This is a genomic window from Kitasatospora sp. NPDC017646, assembly GCF_044329365.1.
Lineage (GTDB): Bacteria > Actinomycetota > Actinomycetes > Streptomycetales > Streptomycetaceae > Kitasatospora.
This window is the reverse complement of sequence record NZ_JBIRJC010000029.1, coordinates 1-14571: the sequence shown is the minus strand read 5'-3', so window position 1 is coordinate 14571 and position 14571 is coordinate 1. Positions and strand designations below refer to the sequence as shown.

General features: G+C 72.3%; 14 protein-coding genes. 6 read left to right on the top strand and 8 right to left on the bottom strand.

The genetic code is table 11. The annotated features are described in order from the left end of the window. Window positions 1-44: 44 nt before the first annotated feature. Window positions 45-395, bottom strand: coding sequence for a GNAT family N-acetyltransferase (locus ACH4J0_RS31735; protein WP_396244279.1), 351 nt, complete (start codon window positions 393-395; stop codon window positions 45-47). 189 nt (window positions 396-584) lie between these two features. Between ACH4J0_RS31735 and ACH4J0_RS31730 the strand changes: the two genes are divergently transcribed. After that, window positions 585-1559 (top strand): helix-turn-helix domain-containing protein, encoded by a 975-nt coding sequence (locus ACH4J0_RS31730; protein WP_396244277.1) that lies wholly within the window; start codon window positions 585-587, stop codon window positions 1557-1559. Between the two features lie 265 nt (window positions 1560-1824). Continuing rightward, window positions 1825-3441: an MFS transporter gene (locus ACH4J0_RS31725; RefSeq protein ID WP_396244276.1), complete on the top strand. Its 1617-nt coding sequence runs from the start codon at window positions 1825-1827 to the stop codon at window positions 3439-3441. 104 nt (window positions 3442-3545) lie between these two features. On the opposite strand, the gene ACH4J0_RS31720 is transcribed toward ACH4J0_RS31725, so the two are convergent. The 5 genes from ACH4J0_RS31720 to ACH4J0_RS31700 all read right to left on the bottom strand — a co-directional run bounded on the left by ACH4J0_RS31720 (window position 3546) and on the right by ACH4J0_RS31700 (window position 8365). Continuing rightward, window positions 3546-3818: a WhiB family transcriptional regulator gene (locus tag ACH4J0_RS31720; protein ID WP_396244273.1), complete on the bottom strand. Its 273-nt coding sequence runs from the start codon at window positions 3816-3818 to the stop codon at window positions 3546-3548. 86 nt (window positions 3819-3904) lie between these two features. After that, the gene (locus ACH4J0_RS31715) at window positions 3905-4612 is read right to left on the bottom strand and encodes a YoaK family protein (RefSeq protein ID WP_396244271.1); all 708 of its coding nucleotides are present in this window, start codon (window positions 4610-4612) and stop codon (window positions 3905-3907) included. An 83-nt stretch (window positions 4613-4695) separates the two neighbouring features. After that, window positions 4696-6576: an amidohydrolase gene (locus ACH4J0_RS31710; RefSeq protein WP_396244364.1), complete on the bottom strand. Its 1881-nt coding sequence runs from the start codon at window positions 6574-6576 to the stop codon at window positions 4696-4698. A gap of 65 nt (window positions 6577-6641) precedes the next feature. Further along, on the bottom strand, window positions 6642-7265 hold the full coding sequence (locus ACH4J0_RS31705; protein ID WP_396244269.1) for an FMN reductase: 624 nt from the start codon (window positions 7263-7265) through the stop codon (window positions 6642-6644). Window positions 7266-7282: 17 nt separating this feature from the next. Next, window positions 7283-8365 carry an LLM class flavin-dependent oxidoreductase gene (locus ACH4J0_RS31700; RefSeq protein WP_396244267.1) on the bottom strand — a complete coding sequence of 361 codons (1083 nt, stop codon included), beginning with the start codon at window positions 8363-8365 and terminating at the stop codon, window positions 7283-7285. A gap of 294 nt (window positions 8366-8659) precedes the next feature. On the opposite strand from ACH4J0_RS31700, the gene ACH4J0_RS31695 reads away from it, so the two are divergent. The 3 genes from ACH4J0_RS31695 to ACH4J0_RS31685 all read left to right on the top strand — a co-directional run bounded on the left by ACH4J0_RS31695 (window position 8660) and on the right by ACH4J0_RS31685 (window position 11406). Then, a complete protein-coding gene (locus ACH4J0_RS31695) occupies window positions 8660-9322 on the top strand; it encodes a hydrolase (protein WP_396244265.1) in 663 nt (220 codons plus the stop codon). 29 nt (window positions 9323-9351) lie between these two features. Further along, complete coding sequence (locus ACH4J0_RS31690) at window positions 9352-9834, top strand: DoxX family protein (RefSeq protein ID WP_396244262.1); 483 nt, start codon at window positions 9352-9354, stop codon at window positions 9832-9834. Window positions 9835-9981: 147 nt separating this feature from the next. Further along, on the top strand, window positions 9982-11406 hold the full coding sequence (locus ACH4J0_RS31685; protein ID WP_396244260.1) for a dihydrolipoyl dehydrogenase family protein: 1425 nt from the start codon (window positions 9982-9984) through the stop codon (window positions 11404-11406). A gap of 529 nt (window positions 11407-11935) precedes the next feature. Here ACH4J0_RS31685 and ACH4J0_RS31680 read toward each other — a convergent pair. Further along, window positions 11936-12493: a Dps family protein gene (locus ACH4J0_RS31680; protein ID WP_396244259.1), complete on the bottom strand. Its 558-nt coding sequence runs from the start codon at window positions 12491-12493 to the stop codon at window positions 11936-11938. A 33-nt stretch (window positions 12494-12526) separates the two neighbouring features. Further along, window positions 12527-13252, bottom strand: coding sequence for an alpha/beta fold hydrolase (locus tag ACH4J0_RS31675; RefSeq protein WP_396244257.1), 726 nt, complete (start codon window positions 13250-13252; stop codon window positions 12527-12529). A 267-nt stretch (window positions 13253-13519) separates the two neighbouring features. Here ACH4J0_RS31675 and ACH4J0_RS31670 point away from each other — a divergent pair, with 267 nt between their 5' ends. Beyond that, window positions 13520-14356 carry an alpha/beta fold hydrolase gene (locus tag ACH4J0_RS31670; RefSeq protein ID WP_396244255.1) on the top strand — a complete coding sequence of 279 codons (837 nt, stop codon included), beginning with the start codon at window positions 13520-13522 and terminating at the stop codon, window positions 14354-14356. Window positions 14357-14571 lie beyond the last annotated feature (215 nt).

The window sequence follows — 14571 nt, the reverse complement described above, 5'->3', positions numbered from 1 at the left end:
TCAGCGAGGGCCTTGGCGGCGGCCGACGTCCGGTTCCGGGACGGTCACAGACCGAACCGCGCACGGTGCGACGCGGGAACCAGGTCCGCGTAGTCGGGGTGCTTGGTGATCCAGCCGCGGATGAACGGGCAGTAGGGCAGGACCGCGAGACCCTGCTCCCGGGCGGCGTCCAGGGCCGCGCGTGCCAGGACGCCGCCCAGCCCGCGGCCTCCGAACCGCGGGTCGATCTCGGTGTGGATGAACGCGATCTCGTCACCGAAGCGGTGGTACTCCGCGAAGCCGGCGAGCTCCTCGCCGTCGAACACCTCGAAACGCGACTGGTCGCGGTTGTCTGTCACGCGCTGGTCCATCGTGGGCCTCCTTGAGTGGCTTCTCCCAGACTTTAGTTGAACCATAAACAAAGTCAAGATCGATACATGCCTGAGCGTGCACAGCTTCGAGCACTCGATGCCCGATCAGAGCCGCCACGACCAGGTGGGCGGTCCCGCCAGGAGACGCTGGTTTCGGAAGGAGACCGGCCCCCACGGACGTGGATCGCGACAACGGGTGATCGGTCATGCGACGACTGGAAGCTGGGGAGCCACATGACCCTCGTCCTGGACACCGGAGAATTCCCCGAGGCCTCGCGCCACGACGTCTGGAGCGACGCGCTGTCCCGCGTGCTCGCCCCGGTCAAGGTGACGGCGCAGGCGCCGAGTTCGCTGCTCGGCCAGGTCCGGTCCCACCCTCTCGGCTACATGCGGACCGTGTCACTGGACGCCGGACCGCAGCGGATCAGCCGCCCACCGAGCCTGTGCCGTCCGGAGTCGGGCGAACGCTTCGCGCTCGGCATGTGCGTCCAGGGAGAGGCGGTCCTCACGCAGGCCGGCGTCTCCTGCCGACCGGGATCAACCGAGATCATCGTGGTGGACCTGGCACGGCCCTTCGCGCTGAACTTCCCGCAACCGTTCCGGCTGCACCTCATCCAGCTACCGCAGCGCACCCAGGGCGGTCGGAGGATGCTCTCGCGTCTGGCCGGGTCGACGCTCCACTCCGACGGCGCAGCGGTGACGACGCTGGGCCTGCTGCTGACCCGCGTGCTCAGCGATGCGGCCCACTTCGGTCCGACGGCCGCCGAGCGCCTGGCCGGACACGTGGCGGACCTCGTGGATGCGATCGCCTTCGACGAGGAGCGGGAACGGGAACCGGCGACGGCCCGGGAGCACCTGGTGTCGCGGGTCCACGCCTACGTCGACGACCACCTGGGCGACCCGGATCTGGGCCCGGAGTCCGTGGCCAGCACGCTTCGCATCTCCGTCCGCTACCTCCACCGCCTCTTCCAGGGCGAGGAGCTGACGGTCACCCGGCTGATCCAGCAGCGTCGCCTTGAGGCGTGCGCCCGCGCCCTGGAACGGCACGGACGGTTCGGCCCGACACTCGCCGAGGTGGCCCGGCGCCACGGCTTCAGTAACGCCGGGCACTTCAGCCGGGCCTTCCGCGCCGCCTACGGCGTCACGCCGAGCGAGTGGCGGAGCAGGCGGCCAGGCGCACCCGCGCTGCCGGGCAGCGACGCCGCCTGACCTCCCCAGGAGCATCCACCGCACCGGGACGGACATCGGCGGAGTGCACGCCCTGTGTCCGGTGTCGCACTTCCGCGGGCGTGCAGGTTCAGCACAACGATGTGCGCTGAAGATCAAGCCGTCGACACGGTTCGGCCCTAGCGTTCCTGGGACGGGGAACGAGGGCTCTCCCGGGACCGCCCCACGACGCCGACCGCCCACCTTACCGTCGCGTCGTCGGGCCTCCGGTCCACGAAGTGCAACGAAGCGAGCGGGTGGTACGTCGATGACCGGGACCAACGGCGAACAGGCCGGCACCGCGGACGGTTCGGCCTGGTCGCCACTGCGCCAACGCGTCTTCCGCGACCTCTGGCTGGCCCAGTTCACCTCGAACGTCGGCAGCTGGATGCAGACCGTCGGTGCGCAGTGGCTGCTGCTCGGACACGGCGCGGCCCAAGTGTCCATGGTCCAACTGGCGGCAGGCCTGCCGGTGCTCTTCCTCGCCCTGCCGGCCGGGGTCCTCGCGGATCTCGTGGACCGGCGCCGCCTCCTGCTGGTGATGCAGGCCGTCATGGCAGTGGTGGCCGCGGTGCTGGCCGCGCTGGCCTTCACGGGAGTGCTCGGGCCCTGGACGCTGCTGGCCCTCACGTTCCTCCTGGGCTGCGGGAACGCGCTCAACGGCCCGGCCTGGCAGGCGGTGCAGCCCTCGCTCGTCCCGCGGGAGGAGTTGCGCCAGGCCGCCGCGCTGGGGGCCGTGAACATGAACCTGGCGCGCGCCGTCGGCCCGGCCCTCGGCGGGGTCCTCGTCGCCGCCCTCGGGGTCGGCTGGACCTTCGCCGTCAACGCCGCGTCCTTCCTCGCGATCCTGGCGGTGCTGGCGACGTGGCGGCCGGGCGGCCGGGCACGGGCTCCGCAGCCGGGTCAGGAGCGCGAGCACCTGATCGCGGCCCTGCGCGCCGGCGGCCGGTACGTACGCAGCGCGCCCCGGGTCCGCCGGATCCTGCTGCGCAGCAGCCTGTTCGTGCCCGGCGCCTCCGCCCTGTGGGCGCTGCTGCCGGTGTCCGCCCACCAGTCCCTCGGCCTCGGTGCGGCCGGATACGGCGTCCTCCTGGGCGCCGTAGGGCTGGGCGCGGTCGCGGGAGCGGCGGTCCTGCCGACGCTGTCGCGACGGGTCGGTGGAGACGGCGCGCTGGCGCTCGCCGGGGCAGTCTTCGCGGGCGCGCTGGTGACCCTGGCCGTCAGCGCGAGCGTGCCCGTCGCCTTCCTGGCCCTGGTCCTGGCGGGAGCGGCGTGGATCACGGCACTGTCCACGTTGAACGCGGGCTTGCAGGTCGCCCTGCCCGCTTGGGTGCGGGCCCGCGGCTCGGCCTTCTACCTGCTCGTCTTCCAGGGTGGCAACGCCGTCGGTTCGCTGGTTTGGGGACAGGTGGCGCAGCACGCGGGCGTATCCGTGGCGATGTCCCTGGCGGCGCTGGTCCTCCTCGGCGGGGTGCTGTCCCTGCGGCGGCTGCCCCTTCTCGGCGGTCGGGCCGATCCGACGCTGTCGGAGGCGTGGTCCGAACCCCGGTTGGTGGTCGAGCCGGCACCGGGGGACGGGCCGGTCCTGGTCACGGTGACCTACGAGGTGCGGGCGGAGCGGGTTCCGGCGTTCGTCGCGGCGATGCGGAAGGTGGAATCCTCCCGACGCCGGACGGGCGCCGTCACCTGGGGCCTGTACCGGGACGCCGCCCTACCGGAGCAGTTCGTCGAGACGTTCACCGTGACGTCCTGGTCGGAGCACTGCGCCCAGCACCACGGGCGCTACACCGGCACCGACCGTGCCTTCGAGGCCGACGCCCGCGAGCTGCTCACCCGGGAGCCCGCCGTCACCCACGCGATGGCGGCGCACCATCGTGACGAGTGACGAGCAGACCTGAACTCGACCGACCGACAGCGAAGCGGGGCCCACCGTCCTGGTGGGCCCCGCTTCGTGTTGTTCTCGGATGAACCGGCGTGGGACAAGGGACCTCAGCCTGATCGGGCTGCGTCGCGGTCAGCCTCGGTGAGACCTCCCCAGATCCCGAAGGGCTCGCCGGTACGCACGGCGAACGCCGCGCAGGCGGTTCGAACGGGACATGCGCGGCAGACGGACCGGGCCTGCCCTTCGCGCTCACGGCGAGCCTCGCCCCGCTCACCGAAGGCGGCCGCCCTGCGCGCGGAGCACCCGGGCGTGGTGGTGCACCTGTGCCAGACCGCCAGGACCGCGGCGTTCGCACGCTGCGGATTCGTCTCGCAACGCATGCCATCTGACCTGTGCGCGCAGGCCGTCGCGCACGCGCACCGAGGTCGTGACGGACCGACTGCGGCAGGCGGCGCCGGGGCGTCGGTCACTCGCGGTAGAGCAGGAGGGTGCCGCCGGCCAGGACGGCGCTGGCGACCAGGGCCCAGGCGACCTGCCCGTGCAGCACGAGCACGGCGCCCGGGGCGGCGCCGGCGAGCATGGTGACGACGGAGAGGACCTTCCGGCGCTGACGGGGGGCGGTGCCGCCGGCGAGGCGGGAGTCGGCGGCCAGTCCGGTGAGGGTGAGGGTGAGCACGGTGGTGGTGAGGTCCGGGATGCCGAGGCCACGGACGGTGCCGTTGCGGATGCCCATCGCCAGGGCGAGCAGCGCGATCACCACGTACTGCGCGGACCCCTCGGTGCTCCACGCGAAGACGACGGCGGCGGCCACGGCGTACAACGCGACCTCCAGGACGAAGACCGTGCGCAGCTGTGCGGGGCGCCGGGTTCCGGCGTGTCGGGTGGCGAGCCGGCCGGCCAGGAGCGCGCCGAGGAGGAATGCGGCGAGAGAGGTCAGTGAGCCGGTCACGGAGAAGCCGGGCGCTCCGGCGAGGGCGAAGGCGATGACGACGACGTTGCCGGTCATGTTCGCGGTGAAGACGTGGCCGAGGCCGAGGTAGCTCACGGCGTCGATCAGGCCGCTGACGATGGTGAGGCCGAACAGGGCCAGTGCGAGCGGGTGGCGGTCGTGGATCTTCGGTCCGGGCACCGGCGGTGGGGGTGCGGTGCGGGATCCGGCTGCGGGCGTGGTCACGACGACTCCTCGGGCGATGGGGGGAATGCGGGTGGGGGGCACCGCCATGGTCCGGCGGTGCCCCCTGGCTGAATTGACTGACGTCAGAAGAAGCAGGGGTCCATCGGCACCTGCGACTGCCCCGGCAAGGCGAGGCCGCGGGCCGCGCGCCAGGCCTGCTGCTCGCCGGAGGCCGCAACGACCTCCAGCACGCCCTCGGCCTGGAGGACGCCGGCGGCCAGGCCGGGGGCGGGGGTGGCGTGGTAGCCGCCGAAGCGGGTGACCGGGCTCCAGGACGGCGACGCCTCGGGCAGCTCGGGCGCCAGGCCCTCGTGCTCCTGGGCGGCGTGGACGATGCGCCCGCCGACGACGGTGAGGACGGCCTCGATGTGCGGGATGTCGGCCTCGGGCACGGCGAAGTAGTCGGCGCTGAGCAGCGCGAGGTCCGCGTAATTGCCCACCGTCAGACGGCCCTTGATCTCCTCCTCACCGGTGAGGCGGGCACCGCCGAGGGTGTAGAGCTCCAGGGCCTGCTCGCGGCTGAGCCGGTTGTGCTCGGCGGCGAGGCGCCGCCCACTGACGGCCCGGCCGGAGACCAGCCAGTGCAGGGCGACCCAGGGGTTGTAGGAGGAGACCCGGGTGGCGTCGGTGCCCGCCGCGACGGTCAGTCCGCGGTCCAGCATCGCGCGCAGCGGCGGCGCCTCGGCGGCGGCCGGGGCGCCGTAGCGGGAGACGAAGGCCTCGCCCTGGAAGGAGAGGCGGTTCTGGACGGAGACGGCTCCGCCCAGAGCGGCGATGCGGTCGAGGCTGTCCGGACTGACCGTTTCGGCGTGGTCGAAGAGCCAGCGGTTGCCCTGCGGGAAGAGGCCCTCGGCGGCGAGCTTCTCGAAGACGGCGAGGTCGCGGCGGATGGTCTCGTCGTAGGTGGCGTGCAGGCGGAAGCCCCAGCCGTTCTCCATCAGCAGGCGGACGGCCTTCTCGAACTCACTCTCGTAGGCGCCCAGCTGCGGCCGGGGCTCAGTGAAGTTCTCGAAGTCGGCGGCGGCCCAGGTGAGGTTCTCCCCCGCGCCGTTGAGGCGCAGCCACTCGTCGCCCTCCCCCGGGCGCACGGTGTTGACCCAGCGGGTGAGGTCGTCCAGCTCCTGCCCCGCGGTCTGCGGGAAGAGGTGGTAGGCGATGCGCAGGCTCAGCTCGCCGCGGCGGGCGAGCTCCATGACGGTGCCGTAGTTCTCGGGGAAACTCTGGAAGCCGCCGGCGGCGTCGATCGCGGAGGTGAGGCCGAAGCGGTTCAGCTCGCGCAGGAAGTGCCGGGTGGAGCCGATGCGGTCCGCCTCGTCCAGCATCGGCGCCTTGGCCAGGGTGGAGTAGAGCAGCAGGGCTCCGGGGGCGGCGATCAGCAGGCCGGTGGGCTCGCCGTCGTGTCCGCGCACGATCTGGCCGCCGGCCGGGTCGGGCGTGTCCCGGGTGAAGCCGGCGGCACGCAGCGCGGCCTTGTTGAGCAGGGCCGACTGGTACAGGTGCAGCACGAAGACGGGGGTGTCGGGCGCCGCGGCGTTGAGCTCGGCCAGGGTGGGAAGGCGCCGCTCGGCGAACTGGTCGGCCGACCAGCCGCCGACGACCCGCACCCACTGGCCGGGCGGGGTGCGCTCGGCCTGGAGTTTGAGCATGGCCAGTGCCTCGCGCAGCGTCCGAACGCCGTCCCAGCGCAGCTCCATCACGTAGTTGAGGCCACCGCGGATGACGTGCAGGTGCGCGTCGTTGAGCCCGGGAACGGCCCGGCGGCCGAGCGCGTCGACTACCCGGGTGCCGGGGCCGACCAGCGGCACGACGTCCGCGTCGTCACCCACCGCCTGGATCCGGCCGTCGCGGATGGCCACGGCGGTGGCCTGGGGGCGGCGCGGGTCGTTGGTGTACACCTTGGCGTTGCGGACGACGAGGTCGGCGGGCTGGTCGGGGGCACCGGGGCGAACTCCGGCGACGGGCATGGTGGACAAGGGAGGTCCCTTCGTTCGGTGGCGTTCGGCGGTGGGCGTCGAGGGTGTGCGCGGGGTCAGTGGAAGCCGAGCGCGGAGGGGGTCACTGCCGGACCGTCGGTCGGCCGCGGATTCGCCAGGGCCGCGAGGACCAGCGCCGCGAGCTCTCCCCCGGCCCGTTCGATCCGCGCCGGCAGGCTGTCGGTGTGCGTGTCGCCCGTACCGCCCCAGTCCTCGGAGGCCGCGAAGACGGCGGTCGGTGCGACGAGCGCGCGCTGGTAGGCGAAGAGCGGGCGCATCGCGTGTTCCAGGGCCAGGGAGTGGCGCGCGGTGCCGCCCGTCGCGCCGATAAGCACCGGTTTGCCCGCCAGGGCGCCGGGTTCGACCAGGTCGAAGAACGACTTGAACAGTCCGCTGTAGGAGGCCGAGAAGATCGGGGACACGGCGATCAGCGCGTCGGCCGTGCTCACCTCCTCCAGCGCCCCGCCCAGTGCCTGCGTGGGGAAGCCGGAGAGCAGGTGGTGCGAGATGGGGGTCGCCAGTGGGCGCAGTTCGTACAGGCGCACCCGGACTTCACGGCCGGCGCTGGCCAGTTGGGCGGAGGTGGCTTCGGTGAGGCGGTCCGCCAGCAGCCGGGTGGAGGAGGGCAGGCCGAGCCCACCCGAGACCACGGCGAGCGTGATCGGAGAGGTCGGTTCCATGGGGGACTCCGTCCTGGTCAGGAGGCGGTGGGGACGTTGTCCCGGAGGGCGGTGTGGGTGGGGGCGTCGGGAACGGTCGCGGGCCGGCCCTTGGCGAACTCCTCGCGGAGTACCGGCACGACCTCCTCGCCGAGGATGTCGAGCTGCTCCAGCACGGTCTTCAGCGGCAGGCCGGCGTGGTCCATGAGGAACAGCTGGCGCTGGTAGTCGCCGACGGCCTCCCGGAAGCCGAGGGTGCGCTCGATGACCTCCTGCGGACTGCCGACGGTCAGCGGGGTCTGCTCGGTGAACTCCTCCAGCGAGGGGCCGTGCCCGTAGACCGGTGCGTTGTCGAAGTACGGACGGAACTCCCGCACCGCGTCCTGGGAGTTCTTCCGCATGAACACCTGCCCGCCGAGGCCGACGATCGCCTGCTCGGGCGTGCCGTGGCCGTGGTGGGCGAAGCGGGCGCGGTAGAGCTCGACCATCCGCCGGGTGTGCTCCTGGGGCCAGAAGATGTTGTTGTGGAAGAAGCCGTCCCCGTAGTACGCGGCCTGTTCGGCGATCTCGGGGCTGCGGATCGAGCCGTGCCAGACGAACGGCGGCACACCGTCCAGCGGGCGGGGCGTGGCGGTGAAGGCCTGCAGCGGGGTGCGGAAGCGGCCTTCCCAGTCGACCACGTCCTCGCGCCACAGCCGATGCAGCAGCGCGTAGTTCTCGGCCGCGAGCGGGATGCCCTGGCGGATGTCCTGGCCGAACCACGGGTAGACCGGGCCGGTGTTCCCTCGCCCGAGCATCAGGTCGACGCGGCCGTCGGCGACGTGCTGCAGCATCGCGTAGTCCTCGGCGATCTTCACCGGGTCGTTGGTGGTGATCAGCGTGGTCGCGGTGGAGAGGATGATCCGCTCGGTCTTCGCGGCGATCCAGCCGAGCATGGTCGTCGGCGAGGACGGGACGAACGGCGGGTTGTGGTGCTCGCCCATGGCGAAGACGTCGAGTCCGACCTCCTCCGCCTTGAGCGCGATGGCCAGGATCGCCTTGATCCGTTCGCGCTCGCTCGGCTCCCGTCCCGTGGTCGGGTCGACGGTCACGTCGCCGACGCTGAATATCCCGAACTGCATGGGTTGCCGCCTTTCCGCTGGCTGATCGCGGCCCGACGGGGCCACCCTGCGAAACCTAGGCAGCCAACGGCGCCCGAAGGACTTCCGCAGCGCATGACCGATTGCCTCGCAGCGCACTGGAGCGGTCGGCCGGCCCGGTGTCCGTCGGCCGTGCGTTGTCGGAACAATCCAGGGCGCACAGCGAGCAGAACCCCGGGCCACCGCGGACTAACGTCGTCGAACGAGGCGCCCCGTCGATCCGGGAAGCGCCAACGCAGTGTCAACTCCCTGCATTCACGAGGAAAGAGAAGACCCATGGTCGACTTCGCCAACGTCCACGCCGCCCCGAGCCCGGACCTGCTCACCCCCGACAACGCGATGATGCTGTTCGTCGACCACCAGCCGCAGATGTTCTTCGGCACCGGCAGCGGCGACCGCACCGCCATCATCAACGCCACCGTCGGCCTGGCCAAGGCCGCCAAGATCTTCAACGTGCCGACCGTGCTGTCCACCGTCGCCGCCGAGTCCTTCTCCGGCCCGATCCTCCCGCAGCTGAAGGCCGTCTTCCCCGGCCAGGAGGTCATCGACCGCACCACGATGAACGCCTGGGAGGACGAGGCCCTGGTCGAGGCGGTCAAGGCCACCGGCCGCAAGAAGATCATCCTCTCCGGCCTGTGGACCGAGGTCTGCCTCGTCCTGCCGGCCCTCTCCGCACTGGACCAGGGCTACGAGGTCTACGTCGTCGCCGACGCCTCCGGCGGCGTCAGCCCGCTGGCCCACGAGCACGCCCTGCAGCGGATGACCGCCGCCGGCGCCGTGCCCGTCACCTGGATCCAGGTCCTGCTGGAGCTCCAGCGCGACTGGGCGCGCACCGAGACCTACGTCCCGGTGACCGAGCTGGTCAAGGAGCACGGTGGCGCCTACGGCATGGGCTTGGTCTACGCCCAGTCCATGATCGACCCGCACGCCGCCGGCTGACCGACCGCACCGACCCGACGGAGTCCGACATGAACACGGGCCTTCTCCTTCTGCGCCTGGTCGCCGGTCTGCTGATCGCGGGCCACGGCGTTCAGAAGGTCAGCTTCCACCTCGGCGGCGGCGGCCTGGAGGGTGGCAGCGCCGAGTTCCGGGGCGACGGCTTCCGCGGCGGCAAGCTCACCGCGATTGCCGCCGGTGGCACCCAGGTCGGGGCCGGACTGATGCTGGCCCTCGGTCTGCTCACTCCGCTGGCCGGCGCGGGTGTCATGGGGGTCATGACCGTCGCTCTGACGGTCAAGTGGCCCCATGGGCTGTGGGTTCAGCACGACGGGTACGAGTTCCCGTTCGTCCTGATCGTCATCGGCGCGGCACTGACCGCCACCGGCCCAGGCCAGTGGTCGGTCGACGGCGCTCTCGGCCTGGCGCGCTGGCCGCTGTGGTGGCTGCCCGTGGCCCTCGTCGCCGGTGTGGGCGGCGGCCTGGCCACACGGTTCGCCCTGCACCGCGCCTGAGGCGGCGGCGACCGAACGGTCTCGGGCCCCTGGACAGTTCTCCTGTCCAGGGGCCCGAGACCGTCGGCAAGCGGGAACGCCCGCAGCGGCTCATTTCCATTACGAACGATCGTCGTTCCCCGGGGATGACGAGGAGACGGCTGACAGATGAGTGGATCCGAGGAATTCGACGTCGTGGTGCTGGGCGCCGGTCCGACCGGGGAGAACCTCGCCGATCGCGCGAGGGCCGGCGGGCTGACCGTGGCGATCGTGGAGCGGGAACTCGTCGGAGGCGAGTGCTCGTACTGGGCTTGCATGCCGAGCAAGGCGATGCTCCGGCCACCGGCCGCCCTGCGGGACGCCCAGCGGCTGCGCGGCGCCCGGGAGGCGGTCGTGGCCGCTCCGGACGCCGAGGCGGTGCTGCGCCGGCGCGACGGCTTCGCCTCGCACTGGCAGGACCACGGCCAGGTGGCCTGGCTGGACTCCGCCGGGATCACGCTGGTGCGCGGGCACGGCCGACTGGACGGTGAGCGGCGCGTGGTGGTGGACAACACCGACGGAAGCCGCCGCGTCCTGACCGCGCGTCACGCCGTGGCGGTCTGCACCGGCACCCGCGCCGCTCTGCCCGACCTTCCGGGCATCGAGCGCGCGGGCGTGTGGACGAGCCGCGAGGCGACCAGCGCCGCCGAGGTCCCCGCCCGACTGGCCGTCGTCGGCGGCGGGGCCGTCGCCGTGGAGATGGCCGCGGCCTGGAGCGCGCTGGGCAGCCGGGTGACCCTGCTCGTCCGGGGGTCCGGGCTGCTGCAGCGGATGGAACCCTTCGCGGGCGACCTCGTCGCCGCCGCCCTTCGGGAGTCCGGAGTCGACGTACGGACCGGGGTGTCGGTGAGCGGTCTGACGCGCGACCGCGAGGTGGTCCTGGACCTCGGGGAGCACGGTGAACTGCGCGCCGACGAAGTGCTGTTCGCCACCGGGCGACGCCCCGCGACGGGCGATCTGGGGCTGGAGACGGTCGGCCTGGAACCCGGCGGGTGGATCGAGGCGGACGACACCGGACTGGCCGTCGGCGTGGACGGCGGCTGGCTCTACGCCGCCGGTGACGCGAACCGCCGGTCGCTGCTGACCCATCAGGGCAAGTACCAGGGCCGGGTGTTCGGTTCGGCGATCGCCGACCGGGCGGCCGGACGGGAACTGGACGCCGCCCCCTGGGGGCGCAGCGTCGCGACCGCCGACCGGGCCGGCGCGCCCCAGGTGGTCTTCACCGACCCGGAGGTGGCCTCGGTCGGCCTCACCCTCGCCGACGCCATCGCACGGGGCCTGCGGGTGCGGGCCGTCGACTACAACATCGGCGACGTGGCGGGGGCCTCACTGCACGCCGACGGATACCGCGGCCAGGCAAGGACCGTCATCGATCTGGACCGGGAAACCGTGGTGGGAGCCACCTTCGTCGGATCCGGGGTCACGGAGCTGCTGCACTCAGCGACCATCGCCGTCACCGCCGAGGTGCCGCTCAGTCGGCTCTGGCACGCGGTGCCCGCCTACCCGACCGTCAGCGAGGTCTGGCTGCGCCTGCTGGAGACCTACCGCGGCTGAGGCCCGGCGCCCTCGGCGGGCACGGGTGCGACAGCAGCCACTCTCCACGGCGGGGAGGTCCTGCCGATCGGCCGCAGCGGTCCCGTGCGGGACGCCATGCACGCGGGACTGGCCACCCGACCGCACCGGCTGGAACGACAGGCGGGGGTGCGCCGGACCCTGTGGCCGGCGGCCCCGGCGACTTTCCGGATCCGACGACGTGACGTGACCCGGCTGTGCTCTACCCCGGTCCTCGGGTACGAGCACAGCCGAGTCGCGTCACGTCGAACGTCCACGGTCTGCGGAGCCCGTGACACGTCTCCCCCGACGGTTCCCGCCTCAGCGGCCGCCGACCAGCCGGCTCAGTTCGCCGTCCCAGTCGATCAGTTCGGATTCGCTGCCGCGGGGCACGAGGACGAAGCTCTGCTCGCGGAGCCAGCTGTGCACCGGCTCGACCGGGACGTCGATCGAGGAGAAGTGCCGGGCCCGCCGACGAACGGGACCGGCACAGAGCGGGCCGGGCCCACCGACGAAAGGACCCGGCCCGCGGTCACGCCCCGTTCTCGGGGGTGACGACCAGGTGCTCGGCGAGGAACCAGACCTGGGTCTCGCCGGTGCGGATGATCTCGGAGACCAGGAGGTCCTGGGTGCCGTCGTCGCCGAGCACCGCCACCCGGGTGGCGGCGTCGCGGACGTCGGCGAGGATGGTCTCGTGCGCGTCGAGGAGGCCCGAGAGCATCGACCGCACGCCCTCGATGCCGTCCGGCGGGCGCGGCACGCCCGTGATCTGGGCGGCGTGACGGGGGTCGCCCACCGCGACACCGCCGAGTGTCTGCACCCGTTCGGCGAGCGCGTCGACCAGGGCCAGCTGCTCCTGGGCGTGCTTGTCGAAGAGCAGGTGCAGCTGGTAGAAGGTCGGCCCGCGCATGCCCCAGTGGTACTTCTTGTACAGCGCGTACAGGAACTGGGTGTCCGCGAGGACGCGGTTGAGGCGCTGGCACGAGTACTGCCGGGCGTCGTGGGAGAGCGCGATCGGCAGCTGGGTGACGGTGCCGAACGCCTGGATCTCGGGACCGTGCTGGTGGAGGCGCGGCTGCTGGTTGGTCATGGTGCTCCTGGGGCTGGGTGGGGTCGAAGGTGGTCAGTTGTTCAAGGACCGGACGGCCGCGCGGATCACGTCGGCGACGCACTCGGGGTGGGAGAGCATGACCAGGTGCGAGGAGTCCACCTCGACGGTGGTCGCCCCGGCGCGCCGGTAGCCGAACCGCTGGACGTCGGGGTTGAGGGTCCGGTCGGCACGGGCGACGATCCCCCAGGACGGCTTGGTCTTCCACGCGGCGGTGGGCGCCGGCTCGCCGAACGCCGCCGCGGCGAGCGGACGCTGGGTGACGGCGAGGATCCGGGCCAGCCCGGGGTCGACGTCGGCCGCGAAGATGGCCGGAAGGCGGTCGACCTCCACCGAGACGTCGGTGCCCTCGCCGTCCCCGCCCTCCAGCGGGAAGGGGGTGTACACGAGGGCGGAGGCGAGCTCGGAGTCGGGGAAGCCACCCTGCAGCTCGCCCAGGCTCTCCCCCTCCTCCAGCGCGTAACCCGCCAGGTACACCAGTGCCTTGACGTTCTCCTCGGCGGCCGCCACGGTGATCACGGCGCCGCCGTAGGAATGCCCGACCAGCACGACCGGCCCGGGAATCCGCCGCACCACCGATGCGATGTAAGCGGAATCGCCGACCAGGCTGCGATTGGGCACGGCTGGCGCCAGCACCTTCAGTCCGTCGGCCAGCAGTTCGGGGATGACCCGGGCGAAGCTGGAGGCATCGGCGAAGGCGCCGTGCACGAGCACGACGGTGGGCGTGTCATTCGTCGTCATCAATGAGTCCTTCGGATCACTGGGCTCTTCGATCACCAGGCTAGGAACGCGCGGACCCGGGGGCTGTTCCGACGGCGCACTGACCACAGCCGGTCCGCGCACCGGACCGGGAGTTGATCTCCCGCCACCTGCCCCGCCCCCGGGTGGGTCCATCCATAGCGCTCTGGGACGACATCGGGTGCTCTCAGAGGCAACAAGCCGGCGCCGGACGCCCCTAGCGTGTGACCCACCGCAGCCCACACGCTGCCCGAAAGATAGGGAAAGCCCATGCCGTTCATCACCGTTGGCCAGGAGAACTCCACCTCCATCGACCTCTACTACGAGGATCACGGCACCGGGCAGCCGGTCGTCCTGATCCACGGGTTCCCGCTGAGCGGGCACTCCTGGGAGCGCCAGAGCGCCGCGCTGCTCGACGCCGGCTACCGGGTGATCACGTACGACCGCCGCGGCTTCGGCCAGTCCTCCCAGCCGACCACCGGCTACGACTACGACACCTTCGCCGCGGACCTCAACACGGTGCTGGAGACCCTCGACGTCCAGAACGCCGTGCTGGTCGGCTTCTCGATGGGCACCGGCGAGGTCGCCCGGTACGTGTCCACGTACGGCTCCGCCCGCGTCGCCAAGGTCGCCTTTCTGGCCTCCCTGGAGCCGTACCTGCTCAAGACCGACGACAACCCGGACGGCGCCGCCCCGCAGGAGTTCTTCGACGGCATCGTCGCCGCGGTGAAGGCCGACCGCTACGCCTTCTACACCGGCTTCTACAACGACTTCTACAACCTGGACGAGAACCTCGGCACCCGGATCAGCGAGGAGGCCGTCCGCAACAGCTGGAACGTCGCGGCGAGCGGCGGTTTCTTCGCCGCCGCGGCCGCGCCGACCACCTGGTACACCGACTTCCGCGCCGACATCCCGCGCATCGACGTCCCCGCCCTCATCCTGCACGGCACGGGCGACCGCACCCTGCCCATCGAGAACACCGCTCGGCCGTTCCACAAGGCGCTGCCCTCCGCCGACTACGTGGAGATCGAGGGCGCGCCGCACGGCCTGCTGTGGACCCACGCCGAGGAAGTGAACGCCGCGCTGCTCGCCTTCCTCGCGAAGTGACCCGGGCGGCCGCCCTCCCCGGCCGCGGCCGTCCGCCCCGTCGTCGGTACCGCCGTCACCGTCCCCAGGCCCAGACGGTGACGGCGGTACCGACCACAGACCCGCGCCCCGGGCCCCCCCCCCCCGGCGGCGGGCGCCGCCCCCCCCCCCGGCGGCCCCCCGGGCGCGTAAAAAACTGCGACCCGGCGGGCCGGGGGGGGGGGGGGGGGCCCCGC